This is a genomic window from Kitasatospora sp. NPDC029312 (assembly GCF_055569215.1).
The window spans coordinates 12,540-31,087 of the sequence record NZ_JBVHXY010000069.1 but is presented as its reverse complement, the minus strand read 5'-3'; the positions used below and the strand labels follow the sequence as shown (position 1 = coordinate 31,087).

General features: G+C 70.4%; 16 protein-coding genes. 8 read left to right on the top strand and 8 right to left on the bottom strand.

Annotation, left to right across the window (positions count from 1 at the left end; genetic code table 11):
- Positions 1-361 precede the first annotated feature (361 nt).
- From ACZ4WV_RS34135 to ACZ4WV_RS34125, 3 genes are read right to left on the bottom strand one after another with little or no spacing between them, the layout of a single operon-like run.
- Positions 362-1,249: a hypothetical protein gene (locus ACZ4WV_RS34135; protein WP_465752772.1), complete on the bottom strand. Its 888-nt coding sequence runs from the start codon at positions 1,247-1,249 to the stop codon at positions 362-364.
- The gene (locus ACZ4WV_RS34130; RefSeq protein WP_465752781.1) at positions 1,246-2,121 is read right to left on the bottom strand and encodes an RCC1 domain-containing protein; all 876 of its coding nucleotides are present in this window, start codon (positions 2,119-2,121) and stop codon (positions 1,246-1,248) included. The genes ACZ4WV_RS34135 and ACZ4WV_RS34130 overlap by 4 nt, the downstream gene beginning before the upstream one ends.
- The gene (locus ACZ4WV_RS34125) at positions 2,042-3,172 is read right to left on the bottom strand and encodes a hypothetical protein (RefSeq protein ID WP_465752770.1); all 1,131 of its coding nucleotides are present in this window, start codon (positions 3,170-3,172) and stop codon (positions 2,042-2,044) included. The genes ACZ4WV_RS34130 and ACZ4WV_RS34125 overlap by 80 nt, the downstream gene beginning before the upstream one ends.
- Before the next feature lie 158 nt (positions 3,173-3,330).
- Between ACZ4WV_RS34125 and ACZ4WV_RS34120 the strand changes: the two genes are divergently transcribed.
- The 7 genes from ACZ4WV_RS34120 (at position 3,331) to ACZ4WV_RS34090 (ending at position 10,928) form a co-directional block, all read left to right on the top strand.
- Complete coding sequence (locus ACZ4WV_RS34120) at positions 3,331-3,735, top strand: hypothetical protein (RefSeq protein ID WP_465752768.1); 405 nt, start codon at positions 3,331-3,333, stop codon at positions 3,733-3,735.
- 243 nt (positions 3,736-3,978) lie between these two features.
- The gene (locus ACZ4WV_RS34115; RefSeq protein ID WP_465752766.1) at positions 3,979-4,488 is read left to right on the top strand and encodes a helicase associated domain-containing protein; all 510 of its coding nucleotides are present in this window, start codon (positions 3,979-3,981) and stop codon (positions 4,486-4,488) included.
- Positions 4,485-4,928, top strand: coding sequence for a hypothetical protein (locus tag ACZ4WV_RS34110; RefSeq protein WP_465752764.1), 444 nt, complete (start codon positions 4,485-4,487; stop codon positions 4,926-4,928). Before ACZ4WV_RS34115 ends, ACZ4WV_RS34110 begins: the two co-directional genes overlap by 4 nt.
- 451 nt (positions 4,929-5,379) lie before the next feature.
- Complete coding sequence (gene cseB / locus ACZ4WV_RS34105; protein ID WP_465752762.1) at positions 5,380-6,066, top strand: two-component system response regulator CseB; 687 nt, start codon at positions 5,380-5,382, stop codon at positions 6,064-6,066.
- Positions 6,063-7,343, top strand: a complete 1,281-nt coding sequence (locus ACZ4WV_RS34100; protein WP_465752780.1) for a sensor histidine kinase — start codon at positions 6,063-6,065, stop codon at positions 7,341-7,343. The genes cseB and ACZ4WV_RS34100 overlap by 4 nt, the downstream gene beginning before the upstream one ends.
- A 131-nt stretch (positions 7,344-7,474) precedes the next feature.
- Positions 7,475-8,254, top strand: a complete 780-nt coding sequence (locus ACZ4WV_RS34095; RefSeq protein WP_465752779.1) for an ABC transporter ATP-binding protein — start codon at positions 7,475-7,477, stop codon at positions 8,252-8,254.
- Positions 8,255-8,363: 109 nt separating this feature from the next.
- Positions 8,364-10,928, top strand: a complete 2,565-nt coding sequence (locus ACZ4WV_RS34090; protein WP_465752760.1) for an ABC transporter permease — start codon at positions 8,364-8,366, stop codon at positions 10,926-10,928.
- A 660-nt stretch (positions 10,929-11,588) separates the two neighbouring features.
- On the opposite strand, the gene ACZ4WV_RS34085 is transcribed toward ACZ4WV_RS34090, so the two are convergent.
- From ACZ4WV_RS34085 to ACZ4WV_RS34065, 5 genes are all read right to left on the bottom strand, one after another.
- On the bottom strand, positions 11,589-12,464 hold the full coding sequence (locus tag ACZ4WV_RS34085; RefSeq protein ID WP_465752758.1) for a terpene synthase family protein: 876 nt from the start codon (positions 12,462-12,464) through the stop codon (positions 11,589-11,591).
- 29 nt (positions 12,465-12,493) lie between these two features.
- Positions 12,494-13,192, bottom strand: a complete 699-nt coding sequence (gene uppS / locus ACZ4WV_RS34080) for a polyprenyl diphosphate synthase (protein WP_465752756.1) — start codon at positions 13,190-13,192, stop codon at positions 12,494-12,496.
- A gap of 13 nt (positions 13,193-13,205) precedes the next feature.
- On the bottom strand, positions 13,206-13,925 hold the full coding sequence (uppS, locus tag ACZ4WV_RS34075) for a polyprenyl diphosphate synthase (protein WP_465752754.1): 720 nt from the start codon (positions 13,923-13,925) through the stop codon (positions 13,206-13,208).
- Positions 13,926-15,383: 1,458 nt separating this feature from the next.
- Entirely contained in the window at positions 15,384-16,331 is a 948-nt protein-coding gene (locus ACZ4WV_RS34070) for a hypothetical protein (protein ID WP_465752752.1), read from the bottom strand.
- Between the two features lie 405 nt (positions 16,332-16,736).
- Positions 16,737-17,399: a TetR/AcrR family transcriptional regulator C-terminal domain-containing protein gene (locus ACZ4WV_RS34065; protein ID WP_465752750.1), complete on the bottom strand. Its 663-nt coding sequence runs from the start codon at positions 17,397-17,399 to the stop codon at positions 16,737-16,739.
- 241 nt (positions 17,400-17,640) lie between these two features.
- Between ACZ4WV_RS34065 and ACZ4WV_RS34060 the strand changes: the two genes are divergently transcribed.
- Complete coding sequence (locus ACZ4WV_RS34060) at positions 17,641-18,546, top strand: alpha/beta hydrolase (RefSeq protein ID WP_465752778.1); 906 nt, start codon at positions 17,641-17,643, stop codon at positions 18,544-18,546.
- The last annotated feature ends 2 nt before the right edge of the window (positions 18,547-18,548 follow it).

Sequence of the window (18,548 nt, the reverse complement as noted above, 5' to 3'; positions counted from 1 at the left end):
CAACTGGAACAGCTCCCACAACTCGTCCGGCACCAGCCGCTCCACGATCATCACCCGCGAAGCCTACCCAGCGATCCAAATGAGATGTCTTCTAAATGGCGCTCATGGGCCCCTGTTGTGACGACGCGTGTCACTGAACAGAGGCCCACCAGGTCGAGGGCGCTGCGGCGGTGTAGCCCAGCGACTCGTACAGCGGCCTGCTCAGCCCCTGTACACCGCCCTGGAGCGCGCCGCAGACTCCCGCCAGCGACCGGCACGAGCACCCCGCCGCCCCGTCACACCAGCCCTTCCGACCAGTACGTTCGAAGATGGCGAAGCTTCAATGGTGGCAAGGATTTTGAGGGACCTGCCGCCGGGTTGGTTACGACTGCTTCTTCCAGGTGAAGGTGAACTGGTTGACGCCCGTGAGCTGGTCGTGGGTTAGACGGTGGCCGACGGCGGTGGGCGGCTGGCTGTTCTTCTGGTCGATGGTGATCAGGCCGGCGGCGTTCCGGGTGAAGAAGAGCTGGCCGGTGGCGATGTCCTGGCCCTTGGGGGAGCTTCTGACGACGACGTGCGTGCTGTTGCCGTCACAGGTCACCGGGATCGCCCGGTGTCCGGCTCCGGCGACGAGTACTTCTTCCGGGCCGCGCTTGAGCAGCAGCTCCAGTTTCCGGCCATCCGGGACGGTGAACGCCGCGCAGATCTGCCCGGCGGACAGCTTCCCGCAGGAGGGGGCGTCGACCGGGCCGCGCTTGCCCTTGCCGATGGAGTAGCCGAGGCGGACCGGTGGTGCCTGGGGGTCGTCGCGCATGGACACCGTCACGGTGAAGTGGCCTTCGTACTGCAGGGTCCGGAGCCGGGGAGCGGTCACGACGCCGTGTTCGTCGGCGGTGGCGTTCACTGAGGGCACGGTCTGGCCGGTGCTGGTGCGGAAGCAGGCCATCTCGGGGTGGTCGACGGTGAAGGTGACCCGGGCGCCGGCCATGGGCTCCTGGTAGCTGAAGTCGAAGACCGTGACCCGCGGATCGGGCGCCCATGACTGGGGTGCGACGGTCTCGCCGCCGGTCGCGGCCAGGAATCCGACGGCCGCCGCGGCACTGTCCCGGGGCGGGGCCGCGAGTACGTCGGGGCGCTGGGGTGCCTGTGGCAGGCCCGGGGCCAGGGCGTCGGGGCCGGGCTCCGGTCCGGTCACGGTGAGGCGGTAGCTCTGGAACAGGCGGCTCCCGTCGTCGGTGCCGGCGTGCACGAAGAAGGAGCCGGTCGTCATCCCGGCGGTGATCGCCGGGGCGGTGGCGACGCCGTCCCGGCCGGGGTGACCGTGGCGTCGGCGCCACCGCCGGCGAAGGTGGCGTCATGGCCGTGCTGGATGCTGAACGTGATCGACGCGCCCTCGACCGGTTCCGGCTTGCGGGGCGCGCTGCCGGGCTTCAGCGCCAGCGCCCGCAGCCGTTTGTCGAACGTCGCACCGGGCGCGGCGGTGTGCCGGAAGTTCGCCGCCGGCAACAGGTACACCGCGCCGGCCACCACGTTGTGGCCCGATCCGGCGGCGATCAGGTGGACGTTGCGCAGCCCGAGGGGAACCAAGGTAGCTGCCCCGATGCGTCTGCCCCAGATGACGAGGGTGCCGTCCTTCTTCAGCGCCAGGGTGCGGTGGGCCCCGGCCGCGATGTTGACGACGTCGCACAACCCTTTCGGCAGCGTCCCGGCGTCGGCGCCCCATTGCACCACCGTGCCGTTCGCCCTCAGCGCCACACTGTGGCCGACGCCGGCCGCCACCTTTACCACGTCGCTCAGTCCGTCCGGCACCGAGCTCTGCCCGGCCAGGTTCGCGCCCCAGGCGGCCACGGTGCGCTCCCGTGTCAACGCCAGGCTGTGCTCGGCGCCGGCCGCCACCTGCACCACGTTGCTCAGATCCGGCGGCACGTCGCACTGCTTGCGGATGTTGCTTCCCCACGCGACGACGGTGCCGTTCCTCAGCAGTGCCAGGCTGTGCGCCTGCCCTGCCGCGACTCCTGCCGCGTCCTTCAAGTGCGGGGGCACCGATGACTGGCCCCACCGGTTATCGCCCGCCGCGTCCACGTAGCCTTCGCCCTCGGAGACGACGAGACTGTGGTTCCAGCCGGCCGCGACCTGGGCGATGAAGGGCCGGCCGCTGATCGATGTCTGGCCGAACTTGTTGTCCCCCCCACGCGCTGACCGTGCCGGACGAACTCAACGCCACCGTGTGCCCTGCTCCCGCCGAGAGCTGGACCGTCTGCTTCAGCAACTCCGCCGGGGTCTGGGGCGTGAACAGGCGGCCCCAGGCGACGACGGTGCCGTCCTTCCGCAGTGCCATGTCGTGCAGGAGCCCGGACGCGACCTGGTGCACGTTCCCCAGGCCGCTCGGCGGCCCGATCTGGCCGGCCCAGCCCACCCCCCAGGCGACGACGGTGCCGTTCTCCTTCAAAGCGACGCCGTGCGTATGACTTGCGGCTACTTGGACCACACCGCGCAGATCGGGCGGCGGCCCGTACTCAACCGAGCCCCATGCGATGACGGTACCGTCGTCCCGCAACGCAAGGCTGCCCAGTGCTCCTGCCGCGACCTGGGTGACGTCCGCGAGCCCTTCCGGCACGTCCGTCTGTCCCGCGCGGTTCGATCCCCAGGCGACGACGGTGCCGTTTTTCCGCAACGCCAGGCTGTGGTCGCGCCCGGCGGAGATGTGCGTCACGCCCGCCAGGTCCGGCGGCACGTCCGTCTGTCTAGAGTCGTTGTCCCCCCAGGCCGCCACGGTGCCGTTCTTCCGCAACGCCAGACAGTGACTGTGTCCGGTGGAAATCTGTGTGAAGGGCGAGAGCTCCACCGGCACGTCCGTCTGCCCCTGCCCGTTCCATCCCCAGGCGACGACGGTGCCGTCCTTCAGCAGCGCCAGGCTGTGCAGGAAACCTGCGGCAACGTGCGTCGCGCCCGTCAGGCCCGGCGGCACGTCCGTCTGCCCGGTCTCGTTCCACCCCCACGCCGCTACGGTGCCGTCCTCCTGCACCGCCAGGCTGTGCAGGAACCCGGCGGCGATGCGGGTGACACGGCGGAGCCGGGGCGGCACGTCCACCTGCCCCTCGTCGTTGACGCCCCAGGCGAACACCTGTGTCTTGCGCGGTGCGGCAGTGTCATGCCGGTGTGCGTCTCCGGGTGTCGGGCGGGAGATCTTCATCGCTGCTCTCGTTCTCACATGTCGCGGGGTACGAACAGCGTGCGGCGGGCGGCACACCGGACGCCGGTCACGACGGCGCGCAGCGGCAAGCTAACGGCCGCCCGGGCACGGCGCCCGCGGCAGCGCGCCGGAAGTCATGCGTACGGCTTACAGAGCCGTTGTGTTCCGCCGTCCACGGCAGCCAGGAGTGGACCCGCCGCGCCGGCGGCCGCTGCTGGCCCTGCCACCAGGACCGCGAGGAGGGCCTGGAACGGGAGGCCGAAGAACAACTGGGGGCGGCCCGCAGGGCCGACGCCGCGCTGCGTCCGTGTTGGATGTGCCGGGGTTCGATCGGTGGGAGGGAGGGCTCGGAGCTGGAGCTGCGGGAGAAGGCTGGGCCGGGCCGGCTGGAGTGCCCGGGCTGCGAACGGGCCTGTACCGCAGCGGAGTTGGGCCTGCTGGTGCTGTCGGCCCCGACCAAGCGGGAGCTGGTGGCCGCGCTGGTGTCCGTTCCGGAGGATCCGTGGTGGGAGGACCGCGTGCTCCACGCGAAGCTCTACCCGGCGAAGGACCGCTGGGCGTGACCTGTTGGTGTTGTGGCGGGTCGGTGATCGGCTGAGGAGTCTTGTTTTCGGGTTGGGGGTTGATGGGTTGGTTGAGAAGAGCCAGGCCGTGGTGGGGTCGCTTTTCGGGTCGGGGCCGGTTCTGAGGGATGTCGCCGGCTGGCTGTCTGGTTTTTGACCTGCGGGTCTTGGTGGATGGTTGAGAACGTGTAGGTCGCGTGAGAAGTGGTGGGGATTTCCGCAGTCTGGATGAGAGCCCTGTATGTGCCAGCTGGGCTGGGGTGCCACCTGGGCGGTCAGAGCCTGCTCGAGCCGGTCCCGGTCAGCGAGTTGGACGCGCTGGGCATGATCTGGTCCAAGCATGCGAACGCCTGGGAGCGCGGCTACGCCTACGCCCGCGCCTGGGCCACCCACCATGGCCACCTCGCGATCCCCGCGACCGCGAAGCTCGACGGCCTGGACGAGCTGTGGCGCCTGGAGCCGGACTGGAACAGGTCGTACCGGCGCCTGCTCGTCTACCTCGCCGCCGGCGGCACCCTCGACGGCCCGGCGAACCGCACCGGCGGCGAGGCGGACCCGGCGTTCCGGCCCGGAACCTGGCTGCGCAAGCAGGACAAGGCCCGCAACGAAGGGAAGCTGACCGACCAGCAGACCGCGCTCCTGGACGCTCTCCACCGGCACGCCGAGACCGTCAGGCTGACCCGCCCCGACCAACGCCTGCCGTCCCGGCCCGCCCAGGCCGGGACGGCCCGCTCCCCGGAAGGAGACGAGTGACCACCACCCAGCAGCCGAAGGTGTCCTGGTACGCGCAGTACGTCTGCTACACCTGCGGCGACGGCGGCGACGCGCTGTTCGAGGACGGCACCATCGTCCGCACCCGGATCCAGGACGCCACCGTAACGCGGCGGACTCAGCCGCGGGTGGTGACCGCTGGCGGGCACCAGCGCGGTGTCGTACTGCTCGACGGCCCAGGCCAGCGCGTGGCAGGAGTACACGACCCGGTCGTCTGTTGCCACTGCCAGTCGCTGGTGTCGAAGGTGAAGCCGTCGAACTCGAAGCGGCCAGGGCCACCCGCGCTCCGGCCCGGTCTCCAGGTCGGTGCCGCTGTACGGCGAAAACAGTTCTTCGACGACCTCTTGGGCGAGGCCGGGTTGCTTTTCCTCGGCGGCCTTGGCCGCCTGCTCGATGCAGCGGCGGATGCGTCTTCGGCGTAGACCTTGGTGGCCTTCTCTCCGTGCGGGAAAATCTTCTGCCCCTGCTGGGCGACCAGCTTGCCGTGATCCCCCGGGCGCCGCGCTGCCGGGGGCGGGTTTGTATCCGGTGGGTATCAGGGAGCGCTTGGTTGTCCATCGAACCGGTGCGCCGGCCCCAGCGATGAAAGGCCGAAAGAGAGCCGGACGGCCCTGGACCCGGCAGCTGCCCGAGCCACGCGCCCCAATCTGACCTGCGTGTTCTCGGATGGAGGGGCTCCTGAGAGGGTGCTGTGTGTCCGTCGTGTGACGCGGTCGTCGCGTCCGGTGCCTGCCGTATCGTTCCTTCAGGTCGTCGGCTGCGCGTGAGCGCATACGGGACCGATGCCTCACCTGGCCCGTCCGAACAGGAGTCGTTCCCGTGTCCTCGTCCGCCCCGGCTCCGGCCTCTCCGCGTCCTGTTCGCGTATTGCTGGTGGAGGACGACGACCTGATGCGCCGGTCCTTCGCCGTTGCCCTGGAGCGCTACGGCTACCAGGTCAAGGCCGCGGCGGACGGCCTCATGGGGCTGGAGCTCTTCCGCGATGACAGCTTCGACCTGCTGATTCTGGACGTGATGCTGCCCGGTCTGGACGGGATCGGCCTGTGCCGCAGGGTCCGGGAGACCAGCTTGGTGCCGATCTTGATGATGTCCGCCCGCGGCGACGGGCTCGATGTCGTCGCCGGTCTGGAGGCCGGGGCGGACGACTACGTGGTCAAACCCGTGGATACCTACGTACTCGTGGCACGCATCCGCTCGCTGCTGCGGCGGGCGACCTACGCGCCTGCCTCGGCGACCGGGCGCGCCGCGGGCGAGGGGCCGCCGCCGCCCGAGGGAGACCTGCTGGTCTTCAGGGATCTGACCATCGACACCGGCGGCATGGAGGTGTCCGTCTCCGGAAGCCCGGTGGCACTGACCCCGACCGAGCTGAAGCTGCTGCTGGAGTTCGCCGCCCACCCGGGCCTCGTGCTGGAGCGGCACACCCTGCTGCGCAACGTCTGGGAGTACGGCTGGGACGGCGACAGCCGGGTCGTGGACCTGTGTGTGCAGCGGCTGCGCAGGAAGCTGGGCCGGGACCGGATCGAGACGGTCCGCGGCTTCGGCTACAAATTCAGGCGCTGAGGCCGGTGCGCCCGTTCCACCGGCTGCGGCCTGCTCGCCTATCCCTGCGCTGGAAGATCGCTGCGCTGGCCGCGGTCACCGCTTGCCTGGTGGCGGCGGCGGTGAGCGTGCTGGTGCACCTGTGGACCGCCCAGGACATCCGCGACCGGGCCAGAGCACGCGCCTTCAACACCGTGTACTCGGCCATGGACACCTACCGGCGCACCGGAACGCTGACGGACGGTGCCGAGCTCGATCCCGCCGAGCTGCCCGCCGCACTGCGCCACCCGGCCGACGGCAACCGGCATACAGCCTATGACGGGCGCATCAACGGGAATCTGGGGCCGAGCGTCTGGGCCGCCCAGCGGGTCGACGGCTCGGGCAGCCCGGTGCTGGCCGTCCGGGTCAATATGAGCCCGGAGCTCCACGGGCTGCACCGACTGGATGCGAGCATGGCGGTGGCCTCGCTGATCGCGCTCGCGGCGGCCGTGCCCCTGGCGGTGTACGGGGCCGGGCTGATCGGTCGCCGGCTGCGGCGGGTCTCCGAGACCGCAGGCCGGATCTCCGCCGGTGACCTGGATGCCCGGACCGGGCCCACCAAGGGGTGCGACGAGGTGGCCGACATCGCCGCCACCGTCGACCTCATGGCCGACAGCCTCAGCCGACGGCTGCGCACCGAGCACCGGTTCACCGCGGACGTGGCCCATGAACTGCGCACCCCCGTCGGCGGTCTGCTGGCCGCCGCCGACCTGCTGCCGACCGGTGAGACGGAGGATCTGCTGCGGGCCAGGGTGCGCGATCTGCGCGGCCTGGTCGAGGACCTGCTGGAGATCTCCCGGCTCGACGCAGGAGTCGAACAGCCGGTCCGCACCCGCGTGCCGCTCGATGCCGTCGTCGCCGAGGCCGTGGCGCGTACCGGACTCGCCGCGTTGGTCACCAGCACCGACGCGAAGAACGCGCAGACCGCCAGGGCCGTGGCGACTGTGGAGACCGACCCGCGCCGCCTTGAGCGGATCATCGGCAACCTGGTCGTCAACGCCCACCGGCACGGGCATGCCCCGGTCGAGGTCACCGTTGGGGACCGGACGGTCAGTGTGCGCGACCACGGCCTCGGCTTCCCCGCGGACCTGCTGCGTGACGGCCCACGCCGCTTTCACACGGATGCGACAGGGCGAGGATCGGGCCACGGCCTGGGCCTGACCATCGCCCTGGGCCAAGCTCAGGTCCTCGGCGCCGAGCTGTGCCTGGATAACGCCCCGGACGGCGGCGCCGTCGCCACCCTGCGCCTGCCAAGCTGACCTGCCCCCCGGCTACGGAACCGATACGGAGCGGCGCGGGCACCGATACACCGTGGTCCTGGCCCCGATACGTTCCCCGGACACCCTTCGAAGTGCACCCCGCACCCCGCACCCGAAGAGGAGTCCCCGTGATCGCCGAACCCTTTGCCACGCACGCGCTGCACCCGACGACCGGGATCGCGGCCGCCGCCACCGGCCTGTCGAAGGTCTACGGCAGCGGCGACACCCGCGTGGTGGCCCTGGACCAGGTCGACATCGCCTTCCGTGAGGGCGAGTTCACCGCGATCATGGGCCCCTCCGGCTGCGGCAAGTCCACTCTGATGCACTGCGCCGCCGGGCTCGACTCGGTCAGCTCCGGCTCCGTCCGCATCGGCACCACCGAACTGAGCACGCTGGGCGATCGGCAGCTCACCGCATTGCGGCGCGACCGGATCGGCTTCATCTTCCAGGCGTTCAACCTGCTGCCGACGCTGACCGCGCTGGAGAACATCACGCTGCCGCTGACCATCGCCGGACGCCGCCCCGACCGGCAGTGGGTGGACCGCGTGGTCTCCATGGTCGGCCTCTCCCAGCGGCTGGACCACCGGCCCGGACAGTTGTCCGGCGGGCAGCAGCAGCGCGTCGCGGTGGCCCGCGCGCTGGTCTCCCGCCCCGCGATCATCTTCGGCGACGAACCCACCGGCAACCTCGACTCCCGCGCGGGGACCGAGGTCCTCGGGTTCCTGCGCGACTCCGTGCGCGAACTGGGCCAGAGCGTGGTCATGGTCACCCACGACCCGGTCGCCGCCGGCTTCGCCGACCGCGTGGTCTTCCTCTCCGACGGCCGCCTGGTCGACGAGATGGCCCATCCCACCCCGGACCGGGTCCTGGACCGGATGAAGACCTTCGACGCCCGCCCACGCACCAGCTGACCCGACCTCACCCACCACCAACCCGCCACGCCACCCGCTCGCGTCCGCCTCCCGGGCCCCACGGGCCTGCGTCGCACATCCCTGTATCCCACGTTCCCGAAAGCCACCCATGCTGAGAACAGCCCTGCGCAACGTCCTGGCGCACAAGGCCCGTCTGGTCATGACCGTCCTCGCGGTCTGCCTGGGTGTCGCGTTCGTCTGCGGCACCCTCGTCTTCGCGGACTCCTCCGCCGCGGCCTACCGCGCCGCCGCGTCGAAGAACTTCGCGGACATCGCGGTCACCGTGACCCCGAAAGCACCCCGGCCCGGGGCTGCCGCGGACGAAAAAACCGGAGTGCTCGACGACGCGCTCGCACAGACGCTGGCACACGTGCCCGGTGTCGCCGCCGTACGACCCGCCGCCGACGGCTCGGCAACCCTGAACGCCGCAGACGGCACTCCGCTGCGCGCCGGCAAGACGTGGGCGAACATGGCCGCCGCCTACATACCGGACAGAGACGGCAAGGACAGCCGCTATCCCCTGGTTAAGGGCCACGCCCCCCGGAACGGCGATGAACTCGCCGTGGACAGCACCACCGCCGCCGCCGGCGGGTTCAGCATCGGCGACCAGATCACGCTGGCCACCGACGACCGGGTCATGACGAAACAGCTTGTGGGCATCGTCACCACCAAGGACACGCGGGTGACCGCCGGCGGCACCCTCACCCTGTTCGACAAGGAGACCGCCCAGCGGCTGTTCGCATCCCCGGGCCACTACAACTCGATCGACCTGTCCGCCACGCCCGGCACCAGCCAGTTCGAGCTCTCCGAGCGGGTCACCGCCGCTCTCCCGGCCGACCGGGCCGAGGCCACCACCGGCACCGCCCAGGCCACCCAGCAGGCCACCAACGTCGACCTGCAGACCCGGGGCTACCAGAAGATGCCGAAGATCTTCGCCGGGGTCGCGCTGTTCATCGGCTCATTCCTCATCGTCAACACCTTCACCATGCTCGTCGCCCGGCGCACCCGTGAAATCGCGCTGCTGCGGGCGATCGGCGCCTCGCGCCGCCAGGTGGTCCGCTCCATCCTCTGGGAAGCCGTCCTTATCGGCCTCGCCGCGTCGGCGGCCGGCTTCCTGCTCGGCCTCGGCATCGCCTCCGTACTGCCCGACATCCTGAGCACCTCACAAGACACACTGCCCCACGGCCCCCTGGTCATCGGCCCGCGGCCTGTCGTGGCAGCGCTCGGCGTGGGCGTGGGAGTCACCGTCCTCGCCGCGTGGCTGCCGTCCCGCAGGGCGGCGAAGATCGCACCCGTCGAGGCGATGCGCTCGGCCGAGCAGCCGCCATCCGCCCCCCGATCCCGGGTCCGCGGTGTGACGGGACTGGCCCTGCTCGTCCTCGGCGCCGGGCTGCTGGTGTCGCTCACGGGGGCCAAGGACGCCTCCGAGGAAAACCTGCAAAGCGCGATGTTCGGCTGCGCCGTCCTCGTCATCGCCGTGATCGTGCTGGCGCCGCTGCTCGCCGCCCCCGTGATCCGGCTGAGCGGACGGCTGACCGGCCGCTTCGGGATCACCGGCCAGCTCGCACTCGAGAACGCGCTGCGTGACCCGCGGCGCACCGCGGCCACCGCCTCCGCCCTGATCGTCAGCACCGCACTGGTCGCCGGGCTCGCCGTCATCGGCAACTCCACCGGGCAGGCCCTCGACCGTCAGGCCGCGGCCGGTCTCACCGCCGACTACGTGATCAGTACCCGCACCACCACGACCGGCATCGACCCGGCCGCCGTACAGCGGGTGGCCGACACCTCCGGGGTGCGCACGGCGACCGCCGTCACCGACTCCATCCTGACCGTCGGCGGCTCCGCTCGGCGGATCTCCGGCGTCGACCCCGACACCGTGAACTCCGTCATGAAGCTCGACTTCGTCAGCGGCTCCCTGAAGGGTCTCGGACCAGGCCGGATCGCCGTCTCCAGCACCATCGCCCGGGAACAGGGCGTGAGCGCGGGCAGCCGGCTCAACGCCCGCATGGGCTACGACCAGGACTTCAAGCACTACACCGTCGTCGGCGTCTACAAGGACAACCCCATCGCCCACGACGCGCTGGGGGCCCGTACCGAGGTGCAGCAGAACAGTTACAAGCCCGGCTCCGTCCAGCGGATCCTCGTCCGTACCGACAGCGGCGCGGCCTCGAAAACCACCGGGAACCTACTGCGCACCGCCACGGGCAACAGTCCGCTGCTACAGGTGAAGGACCGGGAGGAACTCGTCGACGAGGCCGCCGGTGCCATGAGCGACCTGCTGACCCTGATGTACGGGCTGCTCGTCATCGGCGCCGTGATCTCCGCACTCGGCATCGTGAACACCCTGGCCATGTCGGTGGCGGAACGCACTCGCGAGATCGGCGTACTGCGCGCCATCGGCATGGACCGCACCGGCATCCGGCGGATCATCCGCCTGGAGTCGGTGACCGTCGCCGCGTTCGGCACACTTCTCGGCCTGGCGAGCGGGCTGTTCGGCGCCTGGGCGGCCGGCTCGCTGGCCAACGGCGCGATGGCCCGGTACTCCCTGGCGCTGCCCTGGGGGACGCTGCTCCTCGTGTGCCTGGTGTCCCTCGCGATCGGCGCGGTCGCGGCAGCCGTCCCGGCCCGCCGGGCAGCCGCCCTGAGCCCGCTGGAAGCCGTCGCGGAGACGTGACGCACGGCCTCCGCCCCGCCGCGCCACACCTCGCCGGAACCGAGCGTCACCGCCAGGCGCAGAGGACGGTTGCGGCGGCGGGTGAGACATGCCGTCGGGGAAGAGGAGCGGATACCGATCAGGAGCCGCAGCAGTAAGAGCGCGAGGGGTATTCGAGAGTTGCAGTATTCGCCCGCAGGGTAAGCAGCCCCGAAACCGGCCGGGTCACGTCAGCGGTGACAATGCGTGACAACTCTCGCCGCCGGCGGGATCGGCGCCGATCGGCTGGGAGGGCCGCGCGGAGTGCACGTGCGGCTGGTCCCTGGCGACCGGCTTCGTCGACGGCGACTACGTCGAGGTCGACCACGACTGCCACACCGACCGGTGGTAGCACCACCGCCATCGGGGCGGCCCGCCGGGCCGCCCCAACTTCGTTCTTGGGCGCCTTGCAGGTCGCCTGGGACGCGGTGGGGACCGGCCCGTTCCGGCCGCATGTGGGTACCACCGAGGGCACCACCGTAGGTACGCGCGCAGGTACCACAGTAGGCAGCCCACCGCTTCCGGCGCTCGCCGCGCATCTCCGCAGCTCGAAGACCCTTTTCGGGCGGCCGGAAAATCCGACAATCCGTTCTGTTCCTCTCTCTGCCCTGGTTGCTGGTGGTGGGTGGCGCGTGAAGGCTGCTACGCGGGATGGGTGTGTTTCCCGCCCCACAGGTCGGAGGTCCGGGTGTAGAACTCGGCGGCCCAGGCGAGCTGCTGGCGCAGGTGGGCGGTGCCGGCGGGGGCCTGGGAGGCCAGCGGTTCGGCCTGGGTGTGGAATGCGGCGGTCAGATCGGTGATGAGGGCGCGGATCTCTTCCGGGGTGTAGCCCAGCATGACCGCGTTCAGGTCGTTCCAGGCGAGGTCACGGGAGATTGTCGCCAGGTCGTTCATGAGGCGGATGGCGCGCTGGGAGATCCGTGACAGCGACACGAGCCGCGTGAGGCATTCGATGGTGGCGGGGTCGCGGGTCGCGATCAGCTGCGCCGTGTTGGACCAGGTGGTGCCGATGTTGTCGGCGTTGTCGAGATATTGGGCCATGTCCGGCAGGTCGCCGCTCTTCTGGCTGCGGGCCTGCTTCCAGTGCCATTCGTGGCTCATCGCGGCGACCATGCGGCGGAGTTCGCTGCGCCACACTTGCTCGCAGCTGGCGAATTCGGGTGTGCGGGCGAGGTCGGCGCGCAGTTCGGCGAGGAGGGCGGTGAGCTGGTCGCCGGGTTGCGGGGGGTGGCCGGCGGCGGTGAGGTTGCAGCGGTCGGTCAGGCTCTGCAGCTCGTTCGCGGAGGTGGCGACGTGGTCGATGAGGTAGTCGATGGCGCAGATCCACAGTCCGTGCCGGGCGTAGGTGGGGTGGGGAGTGGTGTCGGCCGGTACGCAGCCGATGCTCATCTCGGCCAGCCGGGCAGCGAATCGTTGGTCGAAGGGGCGGGCGGGGAACAGGTCGGGGTAGCGGGCCATGATGGCGGCCAGGTCGTCGGCTTGCTCACGGATGACGTGGGCGGGGTGGGTGACGGGCACGGGGTCTCCAGCGTGGGGAAGCTCGGCGGTCAGGCTCCAAGGCGGCGGTGCCGGCTGGCGTAGGCGTCCAGGGCGAGGTCGAGGTCGGCGCGGGTGAACTCGGGCCACGGCACGGGCGAGAAGTACAGCTCACTGTGGACGGCCTGCCAGATCAGGAAGCCGGACAGTCGGAGCTCGCCCGAGGTGCGGATGATCAGGTCCGGATCGGGCTGGCCTGCGGTCGCTAGATGCGCGGCGAGGAGCCGTTCGGATTCCTCGTCGGTCAGCTGGGAGGGGTCCAGTTGCTCGCGGGCGCACTGGGTCGCGAAGGAACGAGCGGCGTCGACGATCTCCTGGCGGCCGCCGTAGCCGATCGCGAGGTTGACGTCGATGCCGTCGGCGTCGCGGGTGGCGGATGAGGCCGCGTCCAGGGCCTGGGTGAGTTCGGCGGGCAGCAGATGCCGGGCGCCGAGGTGGTGCAGCCGCCACCGGGGCCGCTTGGTCAGGCCGAGGATGGTGTGGGCGAGCGCGGTGAACAGAGGAGCGAGCTCGTCCCGCCGTCGGCTGAGGTTGTCGGTGGACAGCAGCCACATCGTCGCCTGGCGGATCCCGGCGTCGTCGCACCAGCTCAGGAAAGGGCGAACATTCGCGAGTCCCTTCAGGTGGCCGTCCTGCACCGGCAGGTTGCGGGATCGGGCCCAGCGGCGGTTTCCATCAAGGATGACCGCGACGTGCAGGGGGAGTGACATGGTGGCTCTCCTTTCAGGCGCCGAGGCGGCGGTTCCGCACCGCGTAGGCGCCGATGGCGTCGACGATGTCTTCGCGGGTGACGTCGGGCCACAAGGAAGAGCAGAAGTACAGTTCGGCGAGTGCCGCCTGCCACAGAAGGAACCCGGAAGTGCGCAGTTCGCCGGACGATCGGATGATCAGCGCCGGCTCGGGTTGTCCTGTGGTGGCGAGGCGTTCGGACAGAGCTTCAGCAGTGACGTCGGTAATGCGCTGGGCACGAAGGTCGGCGATCAGCTTGCCGATGGCGGCGAGGAGGTCCTGTCGTCCGCCGTAGCCGACAGCCAGGTTCACGGTCATCAGCGCGTGCTGGCCGCTGCGCGCCTGGGCTCGGCGTAGTACCGACGCCAGGGGACGGGGCAGCAGGTCGGGGTCGCCGATGTGGCGCAGTTGCCACCGCGGGTCGAGTGACAGCTGTTCCACCGTGGAGGCGATGATCGCGTACAGGTTTGCCAGTTCCTGCAGGGAGCGGTGACGGACGTTGTCGTCGGAGAGCAGCCACAAGGTGACGGTGCCGACTCCGAGTTCCTGGCACCAGCCCAGGAGATCCGGGATCTTCGCGAAGCCGACACGATGCCCATCGCCCGCCGGCAGCCCCCGTGCCGCCGCCCAGCGTCGGTTTCCGTCGAGAATTATCCCGACGTGTTCCGGAAACGGCGAATGGGAATGTTTTTGCGGGACGGGGTTCGAACTCATCGGACCCCTCCCGGGCGATATGGCGTCAATTGGTGAACGGCGAACGCCAGAGCAGCACGGCTCAGCGATCTCTGAAAGCCGGGTGGCTTCTGGATGACGGATGCACAATCCATGACGCGTTCCACTTCTCGGGCGCGCTCACGGGCGTTGTTACGCCCCAATTGGCCCCCCAGTCGTGACTTATAGCGCGGCATGGAGGTCGGCACAAGATGTCGGACAGAGCCACCTCATTGCATGGATGTTTGACACACTGCGCGGCGGTGGCCTCGCGGTACGCAGTCCGCTCGCCGACTGGCGAGTGGGCTGGCGCAGCACCGAGCAGGGCCGGCCCGCCCGGCCGGTTGTGCGCCGCCGGTCCTGACAGGCGACAGGTGCGCCCGTACCCGGGAAGCCGGCCGCCACCTCCACCGGGCGCCCCCCCCCCGCCCGGCGGGCGCTCCTACGCCCGCCGATGATCGTGGCTGGTGCCAGTGGTAGCGGCCTCGCGCCAGGTCGTGCGTCACTCCGGGCGGCCCCGCAGGCGGAATGCCGCCGAACGGTGCCGCGACTCACTATGGCGGGCCGGGGTTGCGCTGGCCGTACTCGCCCGGTGCGCCGGTTGAGGCCGGGCCCTCGTCTGTGGCGGCGACCCGCCAGGAGTCGGGGTCGGGCTGCCGGCCGTCGGGTTCCTGGCCAGGAGCGGCGCGGGTCACCGGCTCGGGCGGCCTGCTCGGGCGGCCCGCCGACGGCCACCCCAGACGAACGCCCCGATCAGAGCCGCGCCGATCAGCACGGCGGGCACGATCAGCACGAGCAATGGGGGCCGCTGGAGGCCTGCGCCAGCAGGGACGGTGTGTCGAGCACCGGGTTCTCCTCAGCAACTGGGGGAACCGTGCGCGAGCACGGCGCGGTCGTCCGGCGCCTGCCCGCAACGGCCGCCCTCATGCGGCCCACCTACACCGACAGGCGGCCAGGACCGCTCGGCCGCGGTGCGTTCCGGGATACGTAACCGCCGCGCTGTGTCGGCCCATTGCCCGCAGCACGGCGCCACCGGCGCCCCTCGAAGTTGGTGATCTGACGTCAACATGGTGGTCGCCTCGGTCGGCGGCCCCGTCTGTCGCTTTTTGGTCGTCGTCCGCTCGTCCGCCGCTCGGCCGTTCCCGCCGCGTCCGCTCCCGCCTCCGCGGTCCGCGCCGGATGGCCGTCGGCTCCTGTCCGGCCGGGCGGTGGCGGGTGCTGCCGGGCCCGGTTCAGTGAGCACCTCACTCCGGGCGGGATGGCCGTGCGTACCGTCTGGCACGAGCCGGCTTGCCCGACCTGGGCGCGGCGGTGAAATCCGGCGCGGTGACCGGGTGGAGTGGAGTGCGGGGTGTGCGCGTCCGCTGGCGCGCCGAGGTTTGCGGCTGACAGCGATGATCCCGTATGGGAGTGGCCCGGGCAGAGACGGCGTCCGCCACCTTGCCGATGGTGGACAGCCGGTCAGTCGTCCTGCTGCCAGGGGGCGCGGCCGTTGGGCTCGGGTTGGGTCCAGAGCCGGATCCGGGTGCTCTCTATGGTGGGGCAGTGGGCGGCGCTCAGGACCCACTCGGCGACGAATGCCGTGTAGTACAGGCCGACGTCCCACAGTATGAGGCCTGCGTCGTTGGCCACCGGTCGGTCCGCGATACGTATGTAGTGCCCGGGCTCGAAGAGCTCGTCCAGCAGATGCGTTGAGGCGTGGGTGCCGGACATCGACAGCCGCCGGTAGTCCAGATAGACCGAGCGCAGGCTTTCCTGAGCGAGACCGCGCGTCGGCGCCCACTCGGACAGCTGGTCGATCATGACGGAGACCGGTAGCGCCTGAGCCTGGAGCGGCCCGAATCTGGCGATGAAGTCGGACAGGTCCACGCGGCTTGGCTCCAGCTGCGGGACGTGCGGCGGTGGGATGAGTGCCATCGGCGGAAGATCGGGGCGGCTGCTGTTGCGGCGTGCGATGTTGGCGTTGTGCGCCCGGACCTTCCTGAGACGGCGCAGCGCATCCTTCCTGCTGACGGCGAGCTCCCGGTTGATCCTGTCGCGTTCCGCTTGGACGCCTTCGGCGCTGTGCCGGACCGCTTGGCCCGCCGCGATGACGGCCGCGTGCCCGCCGAAATGGATGTAGAGCGAGAACACCGTCGCCTCGATCAGGCTGCGCGCCAGCGAGCGGGTCGCATACTCAAGCCCGCCGTCGACCGCTGCCCCCAGCTCTCGCAGGAGTTCCGCGCAGTAGCGCAAGGCCGCGCCGTCGTACAGGCGCCACGTCACCTGCGGTGTCCGCGTGTTTAGGAGAGCCCAGCGATCGCTGGCGAACGCCGCGTCGATCTCGGCAAGCAGTCGGTTGGTCGCCGAGGACAGATCCTCCCGAGTGGGCCGTGACTGCTGCCGCTGCGCGTCTCCTGCTTCGGTCATGTCGATCACCGTAAGCGTCCGAGGCGGCGGGTCACACCAGATCTTCGCATCTGCCGACGAACACCCACCAGGGAGGTGGCGTCGTAGCTCACCGCACCGTTTCCGCCTACCGCCTACAGCTCCGCGTCAGGCCGGCGCGACAGCTGGCCAGGCTGGCCCTCGCTCGGTCTGGGCCGCGTCGTTCCGGACCCGGCCTGGCGCTGCCCGTCGGCGTCCTGCTCGGCCGTCTCGCCTGCGTCGGCCCCGTGCGTTGGCCCCGCCGCGTTGCCCGCCGCCAACGTCGCTCGGGGCCGCCTGGCGGTGCGCGTTCGCCGGCTCTTGCTCGCTGGGGTGTGACCTTTAATAGTCCTGCTGCCGGACGTCTAGTGCCGCAATCAGAGAACCTTTGCCCTGTTGGGAAGGAGATCACGAATCGCGGGTGGTCTCTGCTTCGTTCGGGTCGGCTATGGCCTCGGGTGCGTGCTGCTGGATCCCTGCGAGGAAGACGCGTAGACCGCGGGAGAATCGCTCGCTGGGGTTGGTGGCGGCCAGTGTCTTCAGTCCCATTGCGAGCGGGTCGTTGGGGTCCAGCCCGGCGGCCGCCAGGCGTGCCGTCCAGTTGTCGCCGGTTGGCATGCGGGACTGGGCCTGTTCCTCGATGGTGTGGCCGAGGATGAAGTAGAACACAGCGAAGGTGTGCTCCCAGGCGCGATTCGGCGGGAATCCGGCCTCGGCGAGCACCTGTGCCGCGCGGCGACTCGTGGCCATCGTGTGCGGTCCGGGAGCGAAGGTTCCGGAGACCACCCGGGCGCCGTCGCGGCGGCTCAGCAGCGCCGTGTGCAACCGTTCACCCAGCAGCTCCAGCTGATCGGGCCAGGGCCGGTCGGACGGTAGCGGCGCGCCGACCCCTTCCAGCAGTTGGTCGGCCATCGCGTCCAGCAGTGCCTCCTTGTTGGGGAAATGGCGGTAGAGCGCGCCGGCTTGGACGTTGAGCGCGACGCCGAGCTTGCGCATGGTCAGGCCGTCGAGTCCCTCGGTATCGAGGAGGTCGAGGGCCCCGGTTACGACATTGGCCCGGCGCAGCAGCATGCGCAGGATCCCTTCTTCTCATGGGCGGCCGCCGATGCTCGGTGGCTGCCCTCGGCTTGACAGCGGTCCACTCTATCCCTAGCGTGAACAACGTTCACCGTGAACAACGTTCACCGTGCACGTTGTTCACTTCCTCCTTGGTCCAGCTTCTTCACGGAGGCTCGTCATGAGCAAGCCGACCGACAGCCATACCCGATTGACCAACGATCTCGCTGCAATGGCGAGTGCGGGCCTGACCGGTCTGGATCCCGAGCTGAAAGCCGCCGTCCCGGCGTTCCCCCGGGCCGATCTGAGCGATCCCGTCGCCGCGCGCAACAGCCTCGCCCGGCTGGCCGCCACCGCGCCCGCCCCCGACACCACCGGTTTGGAGATCGAAGAGCGCACGGTGCACGCCGACCCGCAGGTGCCGGTGCGGATCTACCGACCACGCCAGGCCCGCGGCGCGATCCTGTGGCTGCACGGCGGCGGATTCGTCATGGGCGATCTGGACACCGAGCACCCCTGGGCCGTCCGAGTCGCCCACGGCTCCGGCGCCGTGGTGATCTCGGTGGGCTACCGTCGGGCACCCGAGCACCCCTATCCGGCCGCCCTGAACGACACCTACGCCGCGCTGGCCTGGGCGGCAGGGCACGCCTGCGAACTCGGCGTCGACCCGGCGCGCATCGCCGTCGGCGGCCATGGCGCCGGAGCGACCCTCGCGGCCGCCGCCGCACTACGGGCACGCGACCGGCAGGGACCGCCGATTCGCTTCCAACTCCTGAACCAGCCCGCGCTCGACGACCGTCAGCAGACCTGGTCAGCGCGGCACTTCACCGCAACTCCGTTCATGACACGGGAGAAGGTCGCCGCATCGTGGCGGCACTACCTGGGCCCGAGTCCGGACGCGGCGTCCATCTCACCGTACGCCGCCCCGGCACGGGCCACCGACCTGTCCGGCCTGCCAGCCGCCCACATCGCCACCGCACAGTTCGACCCGAACCGCGACGAGGCCATCGCCTACGCTTTGCGGCTTCTACAGGCCGGCATACCCGTCGACCTACACCAATGGGCCGGCACCTTCCACGGGTCACAGGCGGCGGTATCCGCCGAAGTGTCCCGGCGGCAGATCGACGAGCTCGCCGCAGCCCTACGCCGCGCCCTCGCCTGAAC